Source organism: Haloferax prahovense, from assembly GCF_000723845.1.
GTDB classification, from domain to species: Archaea; Halobacteriota; Halobacteria; order Halobacteriales; family Haloferacaceae; genus Haloferax; species Haloferax prahovense.
The window spans coordinates 2,670,101-2,690,249 of the sequence record NZ_LK053000.1 but is presented as its reverse complement, the minus strand read 5'-3'; the positions used below and the strand labels follow the sequence as shown (position 1 = coordinate 2,690,249).

At 68.1% G+C, this 20,149-nt stretch carries 18 protein-coding genes; 11 read left to right on the top strand and 7 right to left on the bottom strand.

Annotation, left to right across the window (positions count from 1 at the left end):
- Positions 1 to 128: 128 nt before the first annotated feature.
- Positions 129 to 1,262, bottom strand: coding sequence for an NAD(P)/FAD-dependent oxidoreductase (locus tag BN984_RS13585; RefSeq protein WP_008093242.1), 1,134 nt, complete (start codon positions 1,260 to 1,262; stop codon positions 129 to 131).
- 69 nt (positions 1,263 to 1,331) lie between these two features.
- Positions 1,332 to 2,306 carry a phosphomevalonate decarboxylase MvaD gene (mvaD, locus tag BN984_RS13580; RefSeq protein WP_008093241.1) on the bottom strand — a complete coding sequence of 325 codons (975 nt, stop codon included), beginning with the start codon at positions 2,304 to 2,306 and terminating at the stop codon, positions 1,332 to 1,334.
- A gap of 684 nt (positions 2,307 to 2,990) precedes the next feature.
- On the opposite strand from mvaD, the gene BN984_RS13575 reads away from it, so the two are divergent.
- A complete protein-coding gene (locus tag BN984_RS13575; RefSeq protein ID WP_233517275.1) occupies positions 2,991 to 3,455 on the top strand; it encodes an SRPBCC family protein in 465 nt (154 codons plus the stop codon).
- A gap of 47 nt (positions 3,456 to 3,502) precedes the next feature.
- Here BN984_RS13575 and BN984_RS13570 read toward each other — a convergent pair whose 3' ends face one another.
- From BN984_RS13570 to BN984_RS13560, 3 genes are all read right to left on the bottom strand, one after another.
- Positions 3,503 to 4,156: a hypothetical protein gene (locus tag BN984_RS13570; RefSeq protein WP_008093239.1), complete on the bottom strand. Its 654-nt coding sequence runs from the start codon at positions 4,154 to 4,156 to the stop codon at positions 3,503 to 3,505.
- A 94-nt stretch (positions 4,157 to 4,250) separates the two neighbouring features.
- Positions 4,251 to 4,832, bottom strand: a complete 582-nt coding sequence (locus tag BN984_RS13565; RefSeq protein WP_049968427.1) for a flavin reductase family protein — start codon at positions 4,830 to 4,832, stop codon at positions 4,251 to 4,253.
- A 187-nt stretch (positions 4,833 to 5,019) separates the two neighbouring features.
- Entirely contained in the window at positions 5,020 to 5,451 is a 432-nt protein-coding gene (locus tag BN984_RS13560; RefSeq protein ID WP_008093237.1) for a DoxX family protein, read from the bottom strand.
- A 370-nt stretch (positions 5,452 to 5,821) separates the two neighbouring features.
- Between BN984_RS13560 and BN984_RS13555 the strand changes: the two genes are divergently transcribed.
- The 5 genes from BN984_RS13555 to BN984_RS13535 all read left to right on the top strand — a co-directional run bounded on the left by BN984_RS13555 (position 5,822) and on the right by BN984_RS13535 (position 12,403).
- On the top strand, positions 5,822 to 6,499 hold the full coding sequence (locus BN984_RS13555; protein WP_008093236.1) for a winged helix-turn-helix domain-containing protein: 678 nt from the start codon (positions 5,822 to 5,824) through the stop codon (positions 6,497 to 6,499).
- Between the two features lie 38 nt (positions 6,500 to 6,537).
- On the top strand, positions 6,538 to 7,329 hold the full coding sequence (locus BN984_RS13550) for a DUF429 domain-containing protein (protein ID WP_049968426.1): 792 nt from the start codon (positions 6,538 to 6,540) through the stop codon (positions 7,327 to 7,329).
- 358 nt (positions 7,330 to 7,687) lie between these two features.
- Positions 7,688 to 8,131 (top strand): hypothetical protein, encoded by a 444-nt coding sequence (locus BN984_RS13545; RefSeq protein ID WP_008093234.1) that lies wholly within the window; start codon positions 7,688 to 7,690, stop codon positions 8,129 to 8,131.
- Positions 8,132 to 8,272: 141 nt separating this feature from the next.
- Positions 8,273 to 9,889, top strand: a complete 1,617-nt coding sequence (locus tag BN984_RS13540) for a COG1361 S-layer family protein (RefSeq protein WP_244877466.1) — start codon at positions 8,273 to 8,275, stop codon at positions 9,887 to 9,889.
- Between the two features lie 3 nt (positions 9,890 to 9,892).
- Positions 9,893 to 12,403: an efflux RND transporter permease subunit gene (locus tag BN984_RS13535; protein ID WP_049968425.1), complete on the top strand. Its 2,511-nt coding sequence runs from the start codon at positions 9,893 to 9,895 to the stop codon at positions 12,401 to 12,403.
- Between the two features lie 74 nt (positions 12,404 to 12,477).
- On the opposite strand, the gene BN984_RS13530 is transcribed toward BN984_RS13535, so the two are convergent.
- On the bottom strand, positions 12,478 to 12,717 hold the full coding sequence (locus BN984_RS13530) for a hypothetical protein (RefSeq protein WP_004977111.1): 240 nt from the start codon (positions 12,715 to 12,717) through the stop codon (positions 12,478 to 12,480).
- Positions 12,718 to 12,794: 77 nt separating this feature from the next.
- Positions 12,795 to 13,079, bottom strand: a complete 285-nt coding sequence (locus tag BN984_RS13525) for an acylphosphatase (protein ID WP_004977112.1) — start codon at positions 13,077 to 13,079, stop codon at positions 12,795 to 12,797.
- A gap of 186 nt (positions 13,080 to 13,265) precedes the next feature.
- On the opposite strand from BN984_RS13525, the gene BN984_RS13520 reads away from it, so the two are divergent.
- From BN984_RS13520 to BN984_RS13500, 5 genes are all read left to right on the top strand, one after another.
- Entirely contained in the window at positions 13,266 to 14,627 is a 1,362-nt protein-coding gene (locus BN984_RS13520; protein ID WP_008093227.1) for a phosphopentomutase/phosphoglucosamine mutase, read from the top strand.
- Between the two features lie 184 nt (positions 14,628 to 14,811).
- Positions 14,812 to 15,945 (top strand): BMP family lipoprotein, encoded by a 1,134-nt coding sequence (locus BN984_RS13515; protein WP_008093225.1) that lies wholly within the window; start codon positions 14,812 to 14,814, stop codon positions 15,943 to 15,945.
- 224 nt (positions 15,946 to 16,169) lie between these two features.
- Entirely contained in the window at positions 16,170 to 17,729 is a 1,560-nt protein-coding gene (locus BN984_RS13510) for an ABC transporter ATP-binding protein (protein WP_008093223.1), read from the top strand.
- Positions 17,726 to 18,985, top strand: a complete 1,260-nt coding sequence (locus tag BN984_RS13505) for an ABC transporter permease (protein ID WP_049968424.1) — start codon at positions 17,726 to 17,728, stop codon at positions 18,983 to 18,985. The genes BN984_RS13510 and BN984_RS13505 overlap by 4 nt, the downstream gene beginning before the upstream one ends.
- Entirely contained in the window at positions 18,982 to 20,085 is a 1,104-nt protein-coding gene (locus BN984_RS13500) for an ABC transporter permease (RefSeq protein ID WP_008093217.1), read from the top strand. Before BN984_RS13505 ends, BN984_RS13500 begins: the two co-directional genes overlap by 4 nt.
- Positions 20,086 to 20,149 lie beyond the last annotated feature (64 nt).

The following is a 20,149-nucleotide window of genomic DNA, read 5'->3' as shown; positions in this document are numbered from 1 at the left end:
CCCTCGGAGGCGTCGTCTCGGAGATGGTGCCCGGCATCGTTGACTATGGACGGCGATACTCCGCCATCGGATAAAGAACTTCTCAGGGGAATCGCCGGACTGCGGGAGCGCTTCCGCTGGGGGCGGCGTCAGGCGTGCAGTTCCTCGTCGACGAGGTCGACCGCCCGCGAAATCGCGCCGACCGAGGTGAGATGGCCCGCTCCGACGGTGGCTTTCATCGCCTTCGCGGCCTTCCCGCGGAAGATGCTCGGGCCGACCTGTGCGACCGCGCCGTCGCCGACCGAGACGATCCAGCCGGGGACTTCGAACCGGTAGGGGTCGGGCCGCGGCGCGAAGTCGTTCCCGTCGCCGTCGAGTTCGAACTCGACCTGCGCCGCGACGTTGCGGGCGACGGTTTTCGCCTCCCGGAGGGCCGCGGAGGCGCTCGCGGGGACCGGCTCGCCGTCGGCGTCGACCGCGCGGGCCGCGTCGCCGACGACGAAGGTCCGCCGGTCGAGTCGGAGGTCGGCCCTGACGGGGGGTCGCTCGCCGCCCATCGCGTCGTCGCCGGCGATGCCGCCGGTCCAGACCAGCAGGTCGTAGTCGAGGTCGCCGGTGTCGGTCGCGACGGTCGCGTCCGTCACCGACTCGACGGTCGTCTCGGTTCGAATCTCGACGCCCCTGTCGAGGAGTTCGTCGCGGACCGCCCGCTGGAACGACTCGTCGAACGACGGCGCGACGGCGTCCAGTTGCTCCACGAGGACGATGTCGGCGTGCGCGCCCTCCTCGTCGCGGAGCGCGGCGAGTTCGCCCGCGACCTGCACGCCCGACAGCCCCGCGCCGCCGACGACGACGGTGCCGCCCTCGTCGCAGTCGTCGAAGAACCGCTTGCGGATGGTTTCGGCGTCGGCGACGCGCTTCAGCGGGACCGAGTTGGCTTCGAGGCCGGGGATGCCGTAGTAGGCGGTCTCAGCGCCCAGACAGACCGCGCAGTAGTCGTAGTCGAGCGCGTCGCCCTCGGCCAGTTCGACGGTCCGCGCGTCGCGGTCGACGCCCGTCACGCGGTCGACGACGACCTCGGCGCGGTCGAGCGCCTCGTCGAGGGGGACCTGAATCGCGTCGGCGACCGCCGGCCGTCGAATCGCGCGGTGGACTTCGTGTTGGACGAGGTGGTGCGGGGAGTCGTTCACCACGGTCAGGTCGGCGTCGACGGGGAGTCGGCGTTCGAGGTCGCGGGCGAGCGTGAGGCCCGCGTACCCGGCACCGAGAACCAGGACACGCATGGCTGTCTCGTCGGGCGCGAGCAAAAAGAGGGTGACGGCGGTCGCGGTACGCGGCGGTCGGCCGGACGCTCAGAACAGCGCCTCGGAGTCGTCGAGCACCTCGGCGGGGCCGCCGACGCCCCACACGTCGGTTTCGACGCCGCAGTCGGCGACGGCTTCCTCGACGCGGTCGACGTGTTCCTCGGTGGTGTTGACGTAGACGCTCGCGCCGGTGTCGGTCGAGAAGTAGACCGGCACGTCCTCTTCGTTCCGGAGCCTGCGGACGGCGTTGAAGACGGCGATGGTGCGCGGCTGCCAGTAGACCCAGCCGGCGGGGCCGGTCATCGTCGTCGCCGCGAGCGACAGCGAGTCGTGCTCGGCGAGTTCGAAGGCGGCGTCGAAGTCGGCGTCGTACAGCGCGTCGCGCATGTCGTCTATCTGGGCGTGGATGTGGGCCATCCGCGCCTGGAACATGTGGCTGTCGGCGGCCTCGGCGTGGGCCTGTTCGGTCTCCTTGTAGGCGGGGACGTGCGCGGCGACGATGCGCAGGTCGTCTTCGAGGTCGGTCTCGATGCGCTCGGAGCGACAGTCGGTGTCGTTCATCCCCGAGTAGAGGTGCGAGACCGCGCCCGTGACGGCGCGGGCAGCGGACGCCGACCCGCGGCGAGCGATGGTCGAGACTTCGGGATGCGTCATATCGAGGCCGGCCGCCTCGGCGAGCGCCATCGCGGCCGCGGCGAACCCGGACGCCGACGACCCGAACCCGATGTTCGAGGGGAAGGAGTTCTCGCTTTCGAGGCGGACGCGGTGGTCGAAGTCGGCCAGCTCGCGGACCCGGTCGACGACGGCTTGGATGCGCTCCGCGCCGCGGCCCTCGACTTCCTCGCCGCCGATGACGTAGGTGTCCTCGTCGGCGTCGGGGAGGAACTCGACGGTCGTCTTCGTGTGGCTCGGGGCCGTGCAGACGCTGATGCTGTCGTGGTACGGCATTCGGCGCTCCGTGTCTCGCATCCCGTGATACTTCACGAGGCCCTGAATCGGGTGGGCCTTGGCGGTGGCCTTCATGTTCGAACGCCCGTCGGACTCGGGGTTAAACGTCCCGATAGGTGTCGACACCGGCGGGTAACGAGTATAGTCGGTCGGAAATCGAGTGCGCGCCGGCGGGAGGGCCGGCGCGGGTCGGTCGCAACGGTGCGCAGGAAGGACGCACGTTCTCCCTCTCCAGCGGGAGGCGGTCGAGTTCGATGCAATCGGTCGCCGTTCGGTTACGTGGGTCGTCGTATCGTATTGGCTGTCTCGTGGTTGATTCGCTGGGTCCGCTTCGATTGGTTGGCTGGTTTGGTCGAGTTCGGTGCGGTCGGTTCGTTACGGTGCGGTCGGTTCGTTACGGTGCGGTCGGTTCGTTACGGTGCGGTCGGTTCGTTACGGTGCGGTCGGTTCGTTGCTGTTCGGTCGGTCCGTTACGGTTCGATTGGTTGGCTGGTCGTTCGAGTTCGATGCGTGTGGTTCGTTGCTGTTCGTCGTCGTGCGATTGGTTCTGCCCGGCTATTCTGTGGACTCGGATTCGTGTCCTCGCTCCCAGACGTTCGTAACGCTCTCCCCTGTCGGCGGTGTGTGGCTGACGTCTCGCATCGTCTCGTTCGGGCGGTCACTTGTGTTGCTCATGTGTTGCCTTGGTAGTTGCTACCACGATTCGTGGATAAAGATTTCGGCGATATTATATTACGACTTATTAGCATACTAGGAGATATGAGGGGCGAGTCGAACCGGACCCGAACGCGTGTGGAACGAACACCGGACGGGCGGCGACTGGCCGTCTCCCGGCGGATTTCGGCTCCCGCGGACGCGGCGTGGGGCGTGTTAGTGTCGGTCGCCGACTGGCCCGACTGGGGGCCGAGCGTGTCGGCCGTCCGCGGCGTCGACGGACGCATCGAGGCGGGAAGTCGCGGGGAGGTTCGCGTCGCCGGCGTCTGGGTCCCGTTCAGCATCGAGACGTGCGACGACGAGTCCCGTCGGTGGACGTGGCACGTGGCCGGGATTCCGGCGACGGGACACCGCGTGGAGTCGGTCGGGGCCGACCGCTGCGAGGTGGCGTTCGAAGTGCCGGTGCTCGCGGGGCCGTACGCCGCGGTCTGTGCGCTCGCGCTGCGGAGAATCGAGCGGCTCGCAAAGCGGCGACCCACAGACGAGGCGAGCCGGGACCGAAGTGAGTGAGTGGGTGAGTGAGTCAGCGGGCCGAGGGTGTATCTCCACGCGACGGCTCAGAACGGACCGAACAGTACGACCGCCGCCGCGACCGCCGCGATGACCACGGCCGCGACGAGGAGTGCGAGCGCGCGACCGGAGCCAGCGTCTTCGGCGGCGTCCGCCTCGGCCGCGGCGCGGGCTTCCTCGGCGTCGATCTCGTCGACGATGTCCTCGAACTCCGGTTCGTGCGGCTCGTGATACTCGTCGATGATAGCCTCGTCGAGGTCGGCGTCTTCGAGCGCCTCCACGAGACCGGGGAGCGCCACGAGTTCGATGGGCCGTTCGACCTCCTCGGGGTCCACGACGAGGGCGCGGTCGCCGTCCTCGTCGGGTTCGTCGAGCTGTTCGTCGGCGGCGAACGCGAGCGCGAGCGTCTCCGCGGCCTGTTCCTCGTCGCCGGTCGTCAGGAGCGTTCCGTCGATGCCGCGGTCGTCGCAACGCTCGGCGAACGCCTCGACGCTCCGGGCGTCGAACGCGGCTTCGACGTCTATCCAGACGACCTCGGTCGGTTGTGGCTCCCCTTCGGGGGCCGCAAAGAGGAACGTCCGCCCGTCGCGGACGGTCCGTTTCGTCCGCTCCCCGCGGGCTGAGCGGACCCGCTCGACGACGGTCGCCGCGTCGTCGGTATCGAGAAACGAGAGCACACTCGACAACGACACGTCGCTCATTGTTCGGACAGACTTCGCATCCCGCGATAAACCTTCGCGCCCCATTATCAATCTGTGATAACGGGCGGGTCGTCGGCGCAGCCTCGTCGGGACGTTAGTCGGGACGGACGAGTTCGAACCGGTCGCCGGTCGTCGCGTACTCGTTGCCCGCGAGTCGGCCGACCGCGTCGAGTTTCCTCGTGTCGAGTTTGCCGTCGGTCAACACCTCGTCGGCGACGTGCGCGTGGACGACCTCGCCGAGGACGAGCGTCGAGGAGCCGACCTCCACGCTGTCGTAGAGTGTGCACTCGAAGGCGACTTTAGCGTCGGCGACGCGGGGGGCGTCGACCCGGACGGACTCGGCCTTCTCGATGCCGGCGTGTTCGAACTCGTCGACGCCGGGCGGGACCGTCGCGGCGGTCTCGTTCATCGCCTCGACGAGGTCTCGGGTGACGACGTTGACGACGAACTCGCCGCGGGAGATGGCGTTTCGCGGCGTGTCCTTCAGCGACGGGCCGCGGCCGACCGGCGCGAAGACGACGACCGGCGGGTCGACGCTGGCGACGGTGGAGAAACTGTACGGCGCGAGGTTGTCGGCGTCGTCGCCGCGGGTGCTCACCCACGCGATGGGACGAGGGACCACGGCCCCCGAGAGCAGGCGGTACGGGGAGCCGAACTCGTCGGGCGCACCGTCCATCAGCGACCCGCCTCCGCGGGCGGACGGGGTCGGCTATGCGGCGGGAGACGTGCGCGTGTCAAGCCCGGTATTGCGTCGGTCATGAATGGGTGAATGGGTGTGTGGTGGGTTCGGACGCCGATGAATCTGTGGGGCGGTGGCGGGTCGAGAGTCTCGTCGTCGTCGCTTCGGAGCCGCCTCGGCGCGGTTAGAGCAGCGTCAGGCCGACGGCGTAGGACCACGTCGTCCCGCTGAGTGCGAGGAAGACGAGCGCGCCGCCGAGCATGACGACGTTCTTCAGGAAGCTTGTCATCTCGGACTCCTGTTGCTCCTCGGGAACCGCCCAGAAGTCGTGGAACACCGGCGTTCCGACGACGAGGAAGACGGCGACGGCACCGGCGGCGAGCGCGGGCAGGACGCCGAGGGCGATACCGAGACCGCCGAACACGAGCATCCCGCCGGAGACGACGACGCCGAGACGGGCCGCCGGCAGGCCCTTCATCTCCGCGTAGCCGGTCATGTGGTCGAGGTTCAGGAAGTGGTTGAGTCCCATGAACGCGAGCACCGCGCCGAAGAGGACGCGCGCGAGGAGGAACGCGATGTCCGCGCCGGGAGAGGCGAACTGGAGCGCGACGCTCATCTCGGTACCTCCGTCGCGGCGGTGGTTCTGTGACGGTCCGTCGTCGGGTGTAGTACTATCATTACGTTACCTGGTACGAGACGGAACCGATATATGTGTTTGCTGACATACATGTCACCGGGTAACCGTGCAGGTATCCGGTTACGCCAGCGTCACTCCAAGTCGGTAACGTCCACGAAGAGTCCGGACGTTCGGTGGTAGAATCGGCACACTCTGGACGAGTAAGTGAGAGAACGTTTCGTTCTTAACCAATATATGGTACGTATATGGTAGTATTGTTCGACCCTCGAAAGATATACCCCGCTTGGCAGTGCATATCAATACGGGACGTGTCAACCATGATGAAAACAACCAGCGGAGAGTCTCATTTATGACCGAGACGTGGGATTCCGCGGGCTATATCGCGAGTTCTCGGTACCGACTGGACGTGTGTCGGTACCTCTCAGAGCACGGTTCGGGACTTCCATCTCGAATCGCCGCGGAGACCGACCTCGCACAGCCGCACGTGTCTCGGGCGCTCTCCGAACTGCGGGAGCGGGGCATCGTCGAGCTGTTGGTACCGGAGTCACAGCAGAAAGGGCGACTCTACGGACTGACGGACCTCGGCGAACTCGCCTACGAACGGGTCGCACTCGACCGGGAGGCGGACATCACCGTCGTCGACGACGGCGGGTTCCCCGCGCCCGAACTATCCTCGGATTTACAGAAAGCGTACGGGGGCGCGCTCCGAGCAATCGCGTGGTGTGAGCCGATTCAGACGCGGATTCGCTTCTTCGAGCAGTCGCTCATCGAACGCTACGACGAAGACACCGTCAAGACGCTCGTCGCGACGCTCACGAACGAGGAGGCCATCGACCAACCCCTCGAAGACCTGCCAATCGGAGGGCCGGAACTCGTCGCGTTCGCCATCGACGACGCGCTCATCGTCAGGGTGCCCCTCGAGGACGACGTGAAACTGCTCGTCTCGCTCGACGCGACTGTCGACGTGACGCTCAACGAACTCCGCGACTCCTGCCGGCAGATGACGGCTACGGCCCTCGACTCCTAACTCCGACGCTTTTGTCTCCCAGCCCCGTACTGCGAGCCGTGCCACAGCGATGCACCGTCGTCGGTGTCGACGGCTGTCGGTCGGGCTGGGTGTGTGCCGTCGCCGCCGACGGCCTCTCCGTGAGAGTCGTCTCTGACTTCGCCGCCGTCTGGGACCTCGCCCGCGAGCGTGACGCTGAGCGGGTGCTCGTGGACATCCCTATCGGTCTTCCCGAGTCCGACCGCCGCGCGTGCGACCGCGAGGCCCGCGAACTGCTCGGCGCTCGGGCCGCCACCGTCTTCTTCGCGCCCGTCCGGGCCGTCCTCGACGCCGACTCCCACGAGGCGGCAAGCGCGACGAACCGCGAACACACCGGGGCGGGGCTCTCGATTCAGGCGTGGCACCTCGTGCCCAAAATCCGCGAGGTCGACGCCGCTCTTCGGGAGACACAGCGCGCCCGACAGCGCGTGTTCGAATCCCATCCCGAACTCGCGTTCGCCGCGTTCGCCGGCGAACCGCTCTCGGAATCGAAAGCGACAGCCGAGGGCCGCGCTCGCCGCCTCGACGTGCTCAAGACGGCGTTCGCCGGCGACGGGGTCGGCGACGACAGTTCGAATGCCGGCGCGACGGACGCGTCGAAGTTCGACGCCGAGCGCGCCTACCGCGAGACGCTGGCCCGGACGCTCCGACGCGACGTGGCTCGCGACGACGTGCTCGACGCGCTCGCGCTCGCGGCCGCAGCCCGGCGACCGCTCGAAACGCTCCCGAGCGACCCGTCGCGGGACGCCGCCGGACTGGAGTTGGCGATTCGCGTCCCGACGGGGGCTCTCGGGACGAATACAGAAGTTTGACAATCACTAGCATCTATCCGTAAAATCTTGAAACACACGAGTATATAGTCAACAATAGTGTTGGGTATTCTTCGGGGAGAAGATATTTATGCACGGTGTTCAATCGGATAGATGGCGCGGCCACTGTCGCCACCACAGAATACCCAGCCCAGCCCAATGCGTGATTCAGTGCCAGCACGCAGTCGGTCGCGCCTCCCGCTGCCTCTACGCGGGTTCGACGTCCCCGCCCCGGACTCGAACCCGACCGTTTCAACGCCCTGAGCGCCCGCTACGGTCGGCCTAACGCCCTGTTATCGCCCGAATCCGGCCCTGTGTCCCCGGCCCGAAGCTACATCTACAACCCATCCTAACCCCGCGTATGTACACCGGCAGGACGGACCGGCCCTGCTGTCTCTGCGACGACCCGAAGACGGTCGCCCGCATCGCGGTCCCCCCGCGAGCGGTGACGCTCATGGAGAACGCCGCCCCCATCGCGTGGCGCGACATCGTCGGCGACGTGACGCTCCAATTCTGCGAGAGCGACTGGGAACTCGTCACCGAGTTGGTCTTGGACCTCGGCATGCACCCTCTCTCTCGGTGCAACGTCGCCCGCGCGGACTTCAGTATCCGCGAGGACTTCGAGGCGCTCCTGAACAGCACCCGCGAGGAACCCGACCAGACCGAACAAGAAGACCGCATGCTCGCCGAGGCCCGCGCCGTCATCGACGACGCCGACGACCCGATGGTCGAAGTGCGCGACCTCGTGGAGGCCCACGTCGTGGTCCGCGCGATGGCCGAACTCGGCGTCGACAGACCCGCGTGAGTCGCGTTCGCTGAGCCTCCCGGAAGCGACGACTTCGATTTTCTCGCCCGGCTGACTGTCCCGAGCAGGGCGAATATCGTATTTCCCCGCAGAGGACGTATCAGCGACTAGTTGGGTCGGTCCGTCGCCGCCCCCGCGCCGATGTCCGCGGACCCGGACGCCGTCGGTGCCGCCCGCCGGGACCTCACGATGAAGAGTCACACCGCTATCTTGGTCGCCGTACTGCTCGTCCTCGCCGCGCTCCCGACACCCGTCGCCGGCCAGCAGGCCGAACCGAACAACGTCCCCGTCTTCCGCGCCTACGTGGTCGACCCGGTGGTCGAACCCGGCGTCGAGACGACGGTACGAGTGGTCTTCGCCAACGACCCGGTGGACACCGAAGACGTGGCCAAGCCCGCGGAGAACGTCCGCGTTAGGCTCTCCCCGCGAAACACCCCCTTCACCGTCAGGACCGGCGACCTGTTCGTCGGCACGATGAACGACAGCGACACCCGAGAGGTCGCCTTCCGGGTCGAGGCCCCCGAGAACGTCGCGGCCGGCGAGTACAAACTCCGTCTCGACGTGTTCTACGAGTTCGACAACGCCCACCGCCGCGTCTACCGCCTCGACGTGCCCATCAGAATCGAAGAGCGCGTGCGGTTCGCCGTCGTCGGCGCGGACTCGTCGGTCCCCGTCGGCGGGAGCGGCGCGGTCGCGTTGACCCTGCAGAACACGGGCGAACTCGACGCGCGGAACGCCGTCGTCGCGGTGACCGCCCAGTCGGCCGACGTGAGCTTCGACGGCGCGCAGACCGCGAGCAGTTTCGCCGCCGACTGGCCCGCCGGCGAGAATCGGACCTTCGTCTACGACACCGCGCTCGATTCCGAGGCGTCCGTCCGCGGCTACGTCCTCGGCGTCGCCGTCGCCTACGAGGACCCCGACGGCGCGCGCCGACAGTCCCCCGACCTCGCCGCCGGGTTCGTCCCCTCGCCCAAGCAGTCGTTCTCCGTCGCGGACGTGACGAGCACGCTCCGCGTCGGCGACGAGGGCCGAATCGAGGGCGTCGTCGTCAACGACGGAGCGACCCTCGCGCGCAACGCGGTCGTGACGCTCTCGCTCCCCGAGGGGAGCGCGACGGCGACCGAGACCGAGTTCGCCCTCGGCGACCTCGAACCCGGCGAGCGCGTCCCGTTCTCGTTCGACGTGGGAATCTCGGACGACGCGGACGCCGGCCCCCGGCAGTTCACCGCGACCGTCGCCTACCGCGACGCCGAGGGTGACCGGCGCACCGGCGACGACATCGACCTCCGGGTCGCCGTCGCCGCCGCGACCCCCGAGTTCGGCGTGACCGTCGACGAGGGCACCGTCGCGCCGGGTCGGAGCGGACAACTCCGCGTGACGGTCGTCAACGACCGCGACGAGACGCTCACCGACATCTCCGCGAAGATATACCTCGAAGACCCCCTGTCGTCTGCCGACTCCGAGGCGTTCGTGGACGAACTCGCGCCCGGCGAGTCGGCGACGCTCGTGTTCGACGTGTCGGCCGCCCGCGGCGCGCTGGAGAAGGACTACCCGGCCGAACTCGACTTCCGCTACGACGACGGCGCGGGCGAGACGACAATCTCGGACGCCTACCGCGTGCCCGTCCGCGTCGAGGCATCCGAAGACAGTGGCGGCCTCCCGTTCGGCCTCTCGGCCCCGCTCGTCGGCGCGGTCGTCCTCCTCGCGGCGGTCGGCGGCGCGGGCTTCCTCGTCGTCCGCCGGCGGGGGCGGCGCTGAGCCGTGGCCCGACTGGAGTTCCAGCGGTTCGTCGACTGGGTCGACCACCGCATCGTCAACCGCTCGCGGCGCGTCATCCTCGTCTTCCTCGTCGTCACGCTGGTGTTCGGGGCGGGACTGAGCGCCGTCTCGACCGAGGCGGGGACCGAGCAGTTCGCCGAGGAAGTACCGGAAGAGGAGGCGTTTTCGCGCGTCACCGAGGAGTTCTCACCGCGCTTCGAGGCTGGGACCGGTAGCACGCAGCTCATCCAGCGCGCACCGAACGTCCTGACGAGGCGCGAACTCCTGCGGATGCTGGAGGCCCAAAAGCGCCTCTCGGACCGCGACGACCTCCGCGTCGTCGGCACCGCCAGCGCCGCCTCGGTCGTCGCGGAGACGCTCGACCCCGACGCCGACGGCCTCGCCGAGCAGATTTCGGCGCTCGAACGCGCGACCGACAGCGAGGTCGCCGCCGCGGTCCGCGAGAACGCCGACAACGAGCGCTTTACCGGTCTCCTCGCCGACGACTTCAACCCGACCGCGGCGAGCGCCTCGGCGACGATTGCGGTCGTCACCCACTCGATTCCGCTGGCCGACGAGGCCGGTGCGGGACAGGGCGGCGACAGCCCGCTCACCCCGATTCAGCGGACCGCCGGGCGCGTCGTCGCCACCGTCGGCGGCGACATCTCCGTCTTCGGCTCGGGCGTCATCGCCGACGAGTTCGGGACCGTCATCGCCGACTCGCTCATCCTCGTCGTGCCCGCGGCCGTCGTCTTCATCCTCTTCTTCCTCGTCGTCGCCTACCGCGACCTCGTGGACCTGCTGTTGGGGACCGCCGCGCTCGGGATGGCCATCGTCTGGACGTTCGGCTTCCTCGGACTCGCGGGCATCCCGTTCAACCAGATTATGATCGCCGTGCCGCCGCTGCTCCTCGCGGTCGGCATCGACTTCGGCATCCACGCGATCAACCGCTACCGCGAGGACCGCGCCGAGGGGCTTCCCGTCGGCGATGCGATGCGAAAGGCGACGGACCAGCTCCTCGTGGCGTTCTTCATCGTCACCGCGACCACCGTCATCGGCTTCCTCTCGAACCTCGTGAGCAACCTCACGCCGATTCGGGACTTCGGCGTCGTCGCGGCCATCGGTATCGTCTTCACCTTCCTCGTGTTCGGCGTGTTCCTCCCGGCGACGAAAGTCGAGGTGGACAGGCTCCGCGAGCGCTACCCGATTCCGACGTTCAGCCAGTCGCCGCTCGGCCGCGAGGGGAGTTCGCTCGGGAGGGTCCTCCGGCTCGGCGTCGCGCCCGCCCTCCGCGCCCCCGCTGTCGTCCTCGTCGTCGCGCTCGTCCTCGCGGGGTCTGCGATGTGGTACGCCACGGGCGTCGACACCGAGTTCGGACAGGAGGACTTCCTGCCGCCCGCGGAGGCCCCGGCGTACCTGAAATCCCTCCCCGAGCCCTTCGCGCCGAGCGACTACAGCGTCGTCACCGACATCGAGTTCCTCGAAGAGCGCTTTTCGTCCTCCCAGAGCGGGGTCGTGACGGTGTACCTCGAGGGGCGACCGACCGACGACGCCTACCTCGAAACGCTCGACCGGGTCGCACAGGACCCGCCGGACACGTTCATCGTCGAGGACCGCCGGGCCGACTCGACGAGCGTCCTCACCGTCATCGACGCCGAGGCCCGGGAGAACCCCGAGTTCGCCGCGGTCGTCGCGCGACACGACCGCGACGGCGACGGCGTCCCCGACCGGAACCTCGCCGAGGTGTACGACGCGCTGTTCGCCACCGACTCGGCCGCCCGCGCCGGAGAGTACCTCGCCGACGACTACCGGAGTTCGCGGGTCGACTACCGCGTCCGGGCCGACGCGGACGACGACGCGGTCGTCGCCGACGCCCGCGAGGTCGCCGCGCGCTTCCGCGGTCCGAGCACGGCCACCGGCGCGGTCGTCGTCTTCTCGGCTATCTCGGACCTCATCCTCGACTCCGCGGTGCAGAGTCTCGCCATCTCGATGGCCGGCACCGGCGCGTTCCTCGTGTTCGTCTACTGGTGGCTCGAACGCCGCCCCTCGCTCGCGCTCGCCAACCTCGTGCCCATCCTCGTCGCGGTCACGTTCGTCGCCGGGACGATGCGACTCGCCGGCATCTCGTTCAACGCCTTCACCGCGACGGTGCTCGCGCTGACTATCGGCCTCGGCGTGGACTACTCGGTCCACGTCGTCCACCGCTTCGTCGACGAGCGCGCCGACCACGACCTCGAAACCGCGCTCGACCGGACGGTCCGCGGCACCGGCGGTGCGCTCGCGGGCAGCATGCTCACGACCGTCTTCGGCCTCGGCGTGCTCGTCCTCGCGGTGCTCTCGGTCCTCGGCCAGTTCGGCTTGCTCACCGCCGCGAGCATCGTCTACTCGTTCCTCGCGTCGATGCTCGTGTTGCCCTCGGCGCTGGTCCTCTGGGACCGGTTCAGCGGCAACGACCCGCTCGTCCCCCTCGGCGGCGTCGAACGCGAGTCCGGCGCGGCGGCGACCGCCGACTGAGATTCGCGTCCCCGCTCACGAACCTGCTCGTATTCGCGTTCCCACTTACGCGCCGCTCGTATTCGCGTACCTACTCACGCGCCGGTTCCCACGCCGAACAGCCGCGTCGACCCCCACGAGAGGACGACGATGCCGACGATGAACACCGCGAGCGCGGCCATCATCGGAAACGGGTCGAGCGACGGCCCGCCGAGGAACGGCCCGCGGACGATGAGAAACGAGGTGCCCATCGAGAGGCCGAGTCCGACGCTCGTGACGAGCGTGAAAAACAGTTTTGCGACGCCGATTCCCCGCGTGTCGTTCCGGAAGCGCATGGGGACACGTCCCCCGAACCCCGCTTGAACGATTTGGCCGTCTCGTTGATGTTATCGGGCGGTTGTCGGGTTCTCGGTCAGCGCTCGACGCGGAATCCGGTCTCGCCGTCCGGCTCCTCGTAGGTGACATCCACGTCCTCGACGGACGCCATCGGACTCCCCTCGTGGCACCACTCGACCATCGCCTCCACGTCGTCGCGGGGGCCCTCGAAGACGGCCTCGACGCGGCCGTCCGAGAGGTTCTTCACCCAGCCGTCGACGCCGCGGTCGCGGGCGGTGTCGCGGGTCGTCGCCCGGTAGTAGACGCCCTGTACGTGTCCCGAGACGTAGACGTGCGCGCGGGTTCGACCGTGTTCGCTCATGGCACCCGATTCGTCATCCGTCGTCAAAGGCGTGCTGCCTCGGGCGGTCGGTTCGGCGGTCCGTCCGACGCCGGCGTCGCCGTCTCCCCGCCCGTCGCCGCGACCGCGCCGGCCGCCCCGTGCCCCCGACCCGCACGCATCCGGCGAACCGTCAGCATCTAAGTACGACCCACCCAACGCTGGACTATGGAACTCTTCGGCACCGCCGGTATCCGCGGGAGCGCGACGGAGCGAGTCACGCCGGAACTCGCCCTCAGCGTCGGCCGCGCCGCCGGCCTCGCCGCGCTCGAATCGGACGCGCCCGCCGAGTTCGTCGTCGGCCGCGACGGACGGACGACCGGGCAGGGCCTCGCCGCCGCCGTCGAGGCCGGTCTGCTCTCCGCCGGCGCGGACGTGACCCGCGTGGGCGTCGTCCCGACGCCGGCGCTTGCGTTCGCCTCGCGGGGTCGACGCGGCGTCATGCTCACCGCCTCGCACAACCCCCCGACGGACAACGGCATCAAGATGTTCGTCGACGGGCAGGAGTACGACCGCGACCTCGAACGCGACATCGAGACGCGGGTCGAGGCGGGTGCGTCCCCGACCGACTGGGACGACTGGGGTGCGACGGGGACGAGCGGCGTCCTCGACGCCTACCGAAGCGCTATCGTCGAGTTCGCCAGCCAGCACGGGGCGGACCTCGACGGCCTCAACGTCGCCGTCGACTGCGGCAACGGGATGTCCGCGCTCGGCACGCCGCAGGTCCTCCGCGACCTCGGCGCGCGCGTCGTCACGCTCAACGGGCAGATAGACGGCCACTTCCCCGGCCGCGAGTCGAAGCCGACGCCCGAGACGCTCGCGGACCTCATCGCCTTCGTCGCCGACGGCGACTTCGACTTCGGCATCGGCCACGACGGCGACGCCGACCGCATCGTCATCATCGACGGGAACGGCGAGGTCGTCCACGAGGACACCGTCATCGCCATCGTCGCCGAGCACTACGTCCGCGTCTCCGACGCCGACGACCCCGTCGTCGTCACGACGCCGAACGCCTCGGGCCGCATCGACGAGCGGGTCCGCGAGGCCGGCGGTCGGGTCGAGCGCGTCCGCCTCGGCGCGCTCCACGAGGGCATCGCCAGCGCCCGCGCCGGCGGCGGCGACGTGGTGTTCGCGGCCGAGCCGTGGAAGCACATCCACCCGTCGCTCGGCGGCTGGATAGACGGCGTCGCGTCGGCGGCGCTCGTGGCCCGCCTCGCGGCGGAGTCCGGCATGGCCGGCCTGCGCGAACCGGTCACGGAGCGCCCGTACCGCAAGGTGAGCGTCCCGTGTCCCGACGAGAAGAAGCGGGCGGCGATGGCGGCGCTCGAAACCTCGCTTCCCGACGCGATGGGCCCCGAGTCGGTCGACACCGAGTACGGCGTCCGACTGGAGTTCGCCGACGCGTCGTGGACGCTGGTCCGCCCGTCCGGCACGGAACCCTACATCCGCGTGTACGCGGAGGCCGACGACGTGGACCACCTCGTCGACGAGGTGACGGGCGTCGTCGAGGGCGAAATCGAGGACGCCTGAGCGGGGCTCCGGGGGAATCGGTCCGGACGCGCGACCCGGCGAGGCGCGAACACGACGCCCGCGGACGTGAACCGCGGACCCGTTCTCGGCGATTTGCAAACGTGGTGATGCGACGCCGCTGAAACCGCGAAACGACACCTTTATGCAATTTTCGCGGCCCCTGTCTCAATAGGAGTTCATAGATATGGACAGACGTTCTTTTGTCAAAGCGGCAGGGGTCGCGGGTATCGCTGGCCTCGCAGGTTGTACGGGCGGACCGTCCGAGGGGAGCGAAGACACGACGGCGGCGACGACGACCGAGTCGTCCGGCGGCGATGAGACCACGACGGCCGAGCAGACGACCGAGGAGTCCGGTCCGTCGGCCAACGTCGGCATGGTCTACGCGCTCGGCGGTCTCGGTGACAAGTCGTTCAACGACGCCGCGAAGCGCGGCATCGAGCAGGCGGAATCGGAACTCGGCATCGCCTACGACGAGGCCCAGCCCTCGGCGGCGGAGGAGTTCCCGCAGTTCCAGCGCCGGTTCGCGCAGTCGTCGAGCCCGGACTACGACCTCGTGTCGTGTATCGGCTACGCGCAGAAGTCCGCGCTCTCCGAAACCGCGCCGAGTTTCTCGGACCAGAAGTTCATGATCGTCGACGACGTGGTCGACGAGGACAACGTGGCGAGCTACCTGTTCCGCGAGGAGCAGGGCTCGTTCCAGGTCGGCTACCTCGCCGGCCTCATCACGACCCAGGAGTTCTCCGCTGGCTCCGGCTCGACGACGGCCGACTCGAAGAGCGTCGGCTTCGTCGGCGGCACCGAGACCGAGCTCATCCGCAAGTTCCAGGCCGGCTACGAGGCCGGCGTGGCGCACGCGGACGATGAAATTTCCGTCGACGTGGCCTACGTCGGGTCGTTCTCCGACTCCGCGAAGGGCAAGGAGATTGCCACCTCGATGTACGACAACGGCGCTGACGTCGTCTACCACGCGGCCGGCGGCAGCGGCCTCGGCGTCTTCCAGGCGGCCAAAGAACAGGGCAAGTTCGCCATTGGCGTCGACTCCGACCAGTCGCAGACCGAACCGAACTACGCCGACGTCATTCTCGCCTCGATGGTCAAGCGCGTCGAGTCGGCGGTGTACACCTCCGTCGAGAACGTCGTCAACGACGAGTTCAACGGCGGTTCCACCACGACGCTCGGCCTCGAAGAGGACGGCGTCGCCGCCGTCTACGGCGCGGAACTCGGTTCCGAAATCCCGCAGGACGTGAAGGATTCGCTCTCGGAGTCCCGCGAGGCTATCATCGCCGGCGACATCGAAATCCCGACGACGACCGAGTAACGCCGCACTCGACACTCGCATTTCTTTCGACACCGCGCGCCGAGCGACAGTATTCCCGAATATTGGAGTCAATGTTGCCGCTTTCACACAGCAGCCGGCCGAACATGCTCGCGGGTTGAACGGTTCGAACTCCCCGAGAACCGCCGCGACGCTCCGTGTGGACCACTCCCGCGCCGACGCGAATCCCACGAGTTTAAGCGAACCCCCCCGAAAAAAGGGTCAAGATGAGCACCGCTGTTCATCTCGACGAAATCACAAAACGGTTCCCCGGCGTCGTGGCGAACGACGACGTGGACCTGACCGTCGAGCGCGGCACGGTGCACGCACTTCTGGGAGAAAACGGGGCCGGCAAGACGACGTTGATGAACATCCTCTACGGGCTCTATGAACCCACGGAGGGGACCGTCCACGTGGACGGGGAACCGCGGGACTTCGATTCGCCCGCGGACGCCATCGACGCCGGAATCGGTATGATTCACCAGCACTTCATGTTGGTCGACCCCATGACGGTCGCCGAGAACATCGTCCTCGGCAACGAACCCCGCAAGTGGTTCGGCACGACCGTCGACCGGGAGCGCGCGCGCCAAGAGGTCATCGACCTCTCGAACCGATACGGATTCGACGTGACCCCCGACGACGCCATTGAGGACGTGAGCGTCGGCGTTCAACAGCGCGTCGAGATTCTGAAAGCACTCTACCGCGGGGCCGACATCCTGATTCTGGACGAGCCCACCGCGGTCCTCACCCCGCAGGAGGTCGAAGAGCTGTTCCGCGTCTTCGAGGAGCTGACCGCCCAGGGCAAGACGATTATCTTCATCAGCCACAAGCTCGGGGAGGCGATGCACGCCGCCGACGACATCACCGTCCTCCGAAACGGGAAGAACGTCGGCACCGTCAAGGCTGACGAGACCTCCAACGAGGAGCTCGCCGAACTGATGGTTGGCCGCGAAGTTCTCCTCGAACCGAAGGCCGAACCGCAGGAACCGGGCGACGAGGTGCTCTCGGTGCAGAACCTCTCCGCAAAGGACAACCGCGGCATCCCCGCCGTCTCCGACGTGTCGTTCGACATCCGCGAGGGCGAGGTGTTCGGCATCGCCGGCGTCGACGGCAACGGCCAGTCGCAGTTGGTCGAGGCCATCACCGGCCTGCGGACGCCGACCGGGGGGGCGATTTCCTACAAGGGCCGGGACGTCACCAACGCCTCGCGTCGCTCCCGCATCGCCGACGGGATGGCGTACATCCCAGAGGACCGCCACGAACGCGGGCTCGTAATGGACTTCGACCTCGTCCAGAACGGCATCCTCGGCAGCCAGCACAGCGCGACGTTCGCCGCCGACGGCCGGATAAACTGGGCCGACGCGCGCGACCACGCCGAGCGAATCATCGACGAATACGACGTTCGACCGCCCCACGCCGACGCCGACGCCGAGTCCTTCTCCGGCGGCAACCAACAGAAGTTCATCGTCGGCCGCGAGTTCGAACGCGAACCGGACCTCGTCGTCGCCACCCACCCGACCCGCGGCGTGGACATCGGCGCGATGGAGTTCATCCACGAGCGGCTCTTGGACCTCCGAGCCGAGGGGAAAGCGGTCCTTCTCGTCTCCTCGAAACTCGACGAGGTGCAGGGCCTCTCGGACCGCCTCGGCGTCATGCACGACGGCGAACTCATGGATATCGTAGACCCACGCAACACCACCGAAGAAGAGATTGGCCTGCTCATGGCCGGCGAACGCCCCGACACCGCCGAGACCGACGCGGAACCGCCCGTGGGTGACGCCAAATGAGCGCGACCGAGAACGCGAAGGCCGTCCTCCGGGGGCTGACGGCCGCCTCCGCGACCGAGCGCATCCTCATCAGCTTCGCCGCACTCATCATGGCCGTGCTCGTCGGCGCGGTCATCATCCTCGTCTCCGGCCGCATCACGACGTGTCAGACCGCGGCGACGACGCTGTTCGGCACCGGCTTCTGTTACGACCCCGTCGAGGTGTACCTCGTGTTGTTCAACGGGGCGCTCGGCGAGCCGTTCCTCCTGAACGACCCCGCGCTGTTTAACCCCAACTGGAACCCGCTGAACTTCGGGTTCGCGCTCACGCTCAAGGAGACGACGCTTCTCATCTTCACCGGCCTCTCGGTCGCCGTCTCCTTCCGCGCGGGCCTGTTCAACATCGGGACGCAGGGCCAACTCGTCCTCGGCGGCCTCGCGACGGCGCTGTTCTCGTTTTTCGTCGCGCCGCTGCTCCCGTCGGGGCTCGTCGGCGGCCTCATCCTGATTCCGCTCGCCGTCGTCGTCGGCGCGCTCGTCGGCGGCCTCTACGGCGCGATTCCGGGCGCGCTCAAGGCCTACGCCGACGCCAACGAGGTCATCACGACCATCATGCTGAACTTCATCGCGGCGCAGATCGCGTTCGTCCTCGTCAGCGAGTTCTTCGGGAACCCCGACTCGCAGGTCGTCGAGACGACGCCGCTTCCCGATTGGGCGACGCTCCTCCCGGTGGCGTTCCCGCAGGGCGGCGACTTCTCGATTCTCGCGCTCGCGTTCGGCCTCGCACTCGTCGTCGCCGTCTGGTTCCTGCTCGAACAGACCTCGTTCGGGTACGACCTCCGGACGAGCGGCGAACAGCCGGAAGCCGCCGAGTACGGCGGCGTCGACGCCAAGCGCACGACCGTCACGAGCATGTTCCTCTCCGGCGCGCTCGGTGGCATGGGCGGCGCTATCTGGGTGCTCATGGTCATGGGCAAGTGGCAGGCCGGCGTCCCCGCGCTCGGGTTCGACGGCATCACCGTCTCCATCCTCGCGGGGAACAACCCGTTCGGTGTCGTCCCGGCGGCGCTCCTGTTCGGGACGCTCAAATCCGGCTCACTCGCGGTTCAGTTCGGGACCGGCGTCCCGAAACAGCTCGTCGGCGTCCTCCGCGGCCTCATCATCCTGTTCGTCGCGATGCCCGAGTTCTTCCGCATGCTCGGCTCCACTATCGACCTCGAACCGGACCGCGAGACCGTCGCCACGGACGGCGGCTCCCTCGGAGGTGACGACGAATGAGTACAACCACCATCGACCGACTCCGCGACACGGAACTATCTTACAGAGCGACCCTCGCCGGCGGGGCGCTGAGCGTCTTCCTGTTCATCGCGCTCCTCGGCCTCGCGTTCCCGAGCAGTATCTGGGGCAACTTCCTCGCCATCCTCACGAGTCGGAGCACGCTCTCGTCAGCGCTTCGGCTCTCGGTGCCAATCACCTTTGCCGCGCTCGGCGGCATCTTCTCCGAGAAGGCCGGCGTGGTGAACATCGGGCTGGAAGGGCTACTCATCATCTCGGCGTTCACCGCGGTCATCACGACGGCCGTCGTCGGCCCCGAGATGACCGTCCTCGGTCTCCCGGCCATCTGGATCGGCTTCTTCGCCGGCATCCTCTCGTCGGTGCTGTTCTCGGCGCTGTTCGCGGTGGTCTGCATCCGATTCAAGGCTGACCAGATTATCGCCGGCCTCGCCGTCTGGCTCATCGCGCTCGGTCTCGCGCCGTTCGCGGCGACGGTCTACTACGGCGGCGTCAACACCGACAACCTCGGGACGACCCTCGGGACGTGGACGATTCCCGTCCTCTCGGACATCCCGTTTTTCGGCGCGTTCTTCGACGCCGACCCCGCGGTGTACATGATGCTCGTCGCGGTCCCGGCGTCGTGGTACGTCCTGAACCGCACGGCGTTCGGCCGCCACGTCCGCGCGTCCGGCGAGAACCCGAAGGCGCTCGACACCGTCGGCGTCGACGTGAGCCGCGTCCGCTACGCGGGCGTCCTCCTCTCGGGCTTCCTCGCCGGTGTCGGCGGCTCCGCGCTGTCGCTCGGCCTCGGTCAGTTCGTCGGTAACAACCAGACGATGGTCAACGGGAAGGGCTTCATCGCCATCGTGGCGTATCTCTTCGGGAACTACAACCCCGTCGGCGCGTTCGGCGCGTCGTTCCTCTTCGCGGGGCTGGAGGCCGCCCAGATTCGCCTCCAGCAGGTACCCGGCTACGCCATCCCCGACTCGCTCATCCAGACGATTCCGTACGTGACTGTCCTCGTCGTCCTCGCGCTCGTCGGCCGCACCCGCATCCCGGAGGCGGCAGGCGAGCACTACGACACCGGCGACGACAACCGCTGAGCGACCCGGAATCCTCGTTTCCCCCGTCTTTTTCGTTCCCCTGTTCTCCGTTCTCGACCGTTCG

Coding starts and splice junctions, on each gene's coding strand:
- BN984_RS13520 (WP_008093227.1), top strand. CDS start 13,266: ATGGAACTCTTCGGCACCGCCGGTATCCGCGGGAGCGCGACGGAGCGA.
- BN984_RS13575 (WP_233517275.1), top strand. CDS start 2,991: ATGAGGGGCGAGTCGAACCGGACCCGAACGCGTGTGGAACGAACACCG.
- BN984_RS13530 (WP_004977111.1), bottom strand. CDS start 12,717: ATGCGCTTCCGGAACGACACGCGGGGAATCGGCGTCGCAAAACTGTTT.
- BN984_RS13540 (WP_244877466.1), top strand. CDS start 8,273: ATGTCCGCGGACCCGGACGCCGTCGGTGCCGCCCGCCGGGACCTCACG.
- BN984_RS13510 (WP_008093223.1), top strand. CDS start 16,170: ATGAGCACCGCTGTTCATCTCGACGAAATCACAAAACGGTTCCCCGGC.
- BN984_RS13515 (WP_008093225.1), top strand. CDS start 14,812: ATGGACAGACGTTCTTTTGTCAAAGCGGCAGGGGTCGCGGGTATCGCT.
- BN984_RS13500 (WP_008093217.1), top strand. CDS start 18,982: ATGAGTACAACCACCATCGACCGACTCCGCGACACGGAACTATCTTAC.
- BN984_RS13505 (WP_049968424.1), top strand. CDS start 17,726: ATGAGCGCGACCGAGAACGCGAAGGCCGTCCTCCGGGGGCTGACGGCC.
- BN984_RS13560 (WP_008093237.1), bottom strand. CDS start 5,451: ATGAGCGTCGCGCTCCAGTTCGCCTCTCCCGGCGCGGACATCGCGTTC.
- BN984_RS13555 (WP_008093236.1), top strand. CDS start 5,822: ATGACCGAGACGTGGGATTCCGCGGGCTATATCGCGAGTTCTCGGTAC.
- BN984_RS13585 (WP_008093242.1), bottom strand. CDS start 1,262: ATGCGTGTCCTGGTTCTCGGTGCCGGGTACGCGGGCCTCACGCTCGCC.
- BN984_RS13565 (WP_049968427.1), bottom strand. CDS start 4,832: ATGGACGGTGCGCCCGACGAGTTCGGCTCCCCGTACCGCCTGCTCTCG.
- BN984_RS13525 (WP_004977112.1), bottom strand. CDS start 13,079: ATGAGCGAACACGGTCGAACCCGCGCGCACGTCTACGTCTCGGGACAC.
- mvaD (WP_008093241.1), bottom strand. CDS start 2,306: ATGAAGGCCACCGCCAAGGCCCACCCGATTCAGGGCCTCGTGAAGTAT.
- BN984_RS13545 (WP_008093234.1), top strand. CDS start 7,688: ATGTACACCGGCAGGACGGACCGGCCCTGCTGTCTCTGCGACGACCCG.
- BN984_RS13570 (WP_008093239.1), bottom strand. CDS start 4,156: ATGAGCGACGTGTCGTTGTCGAGTGTGCTCTCGTTTCTCGATACCGAC.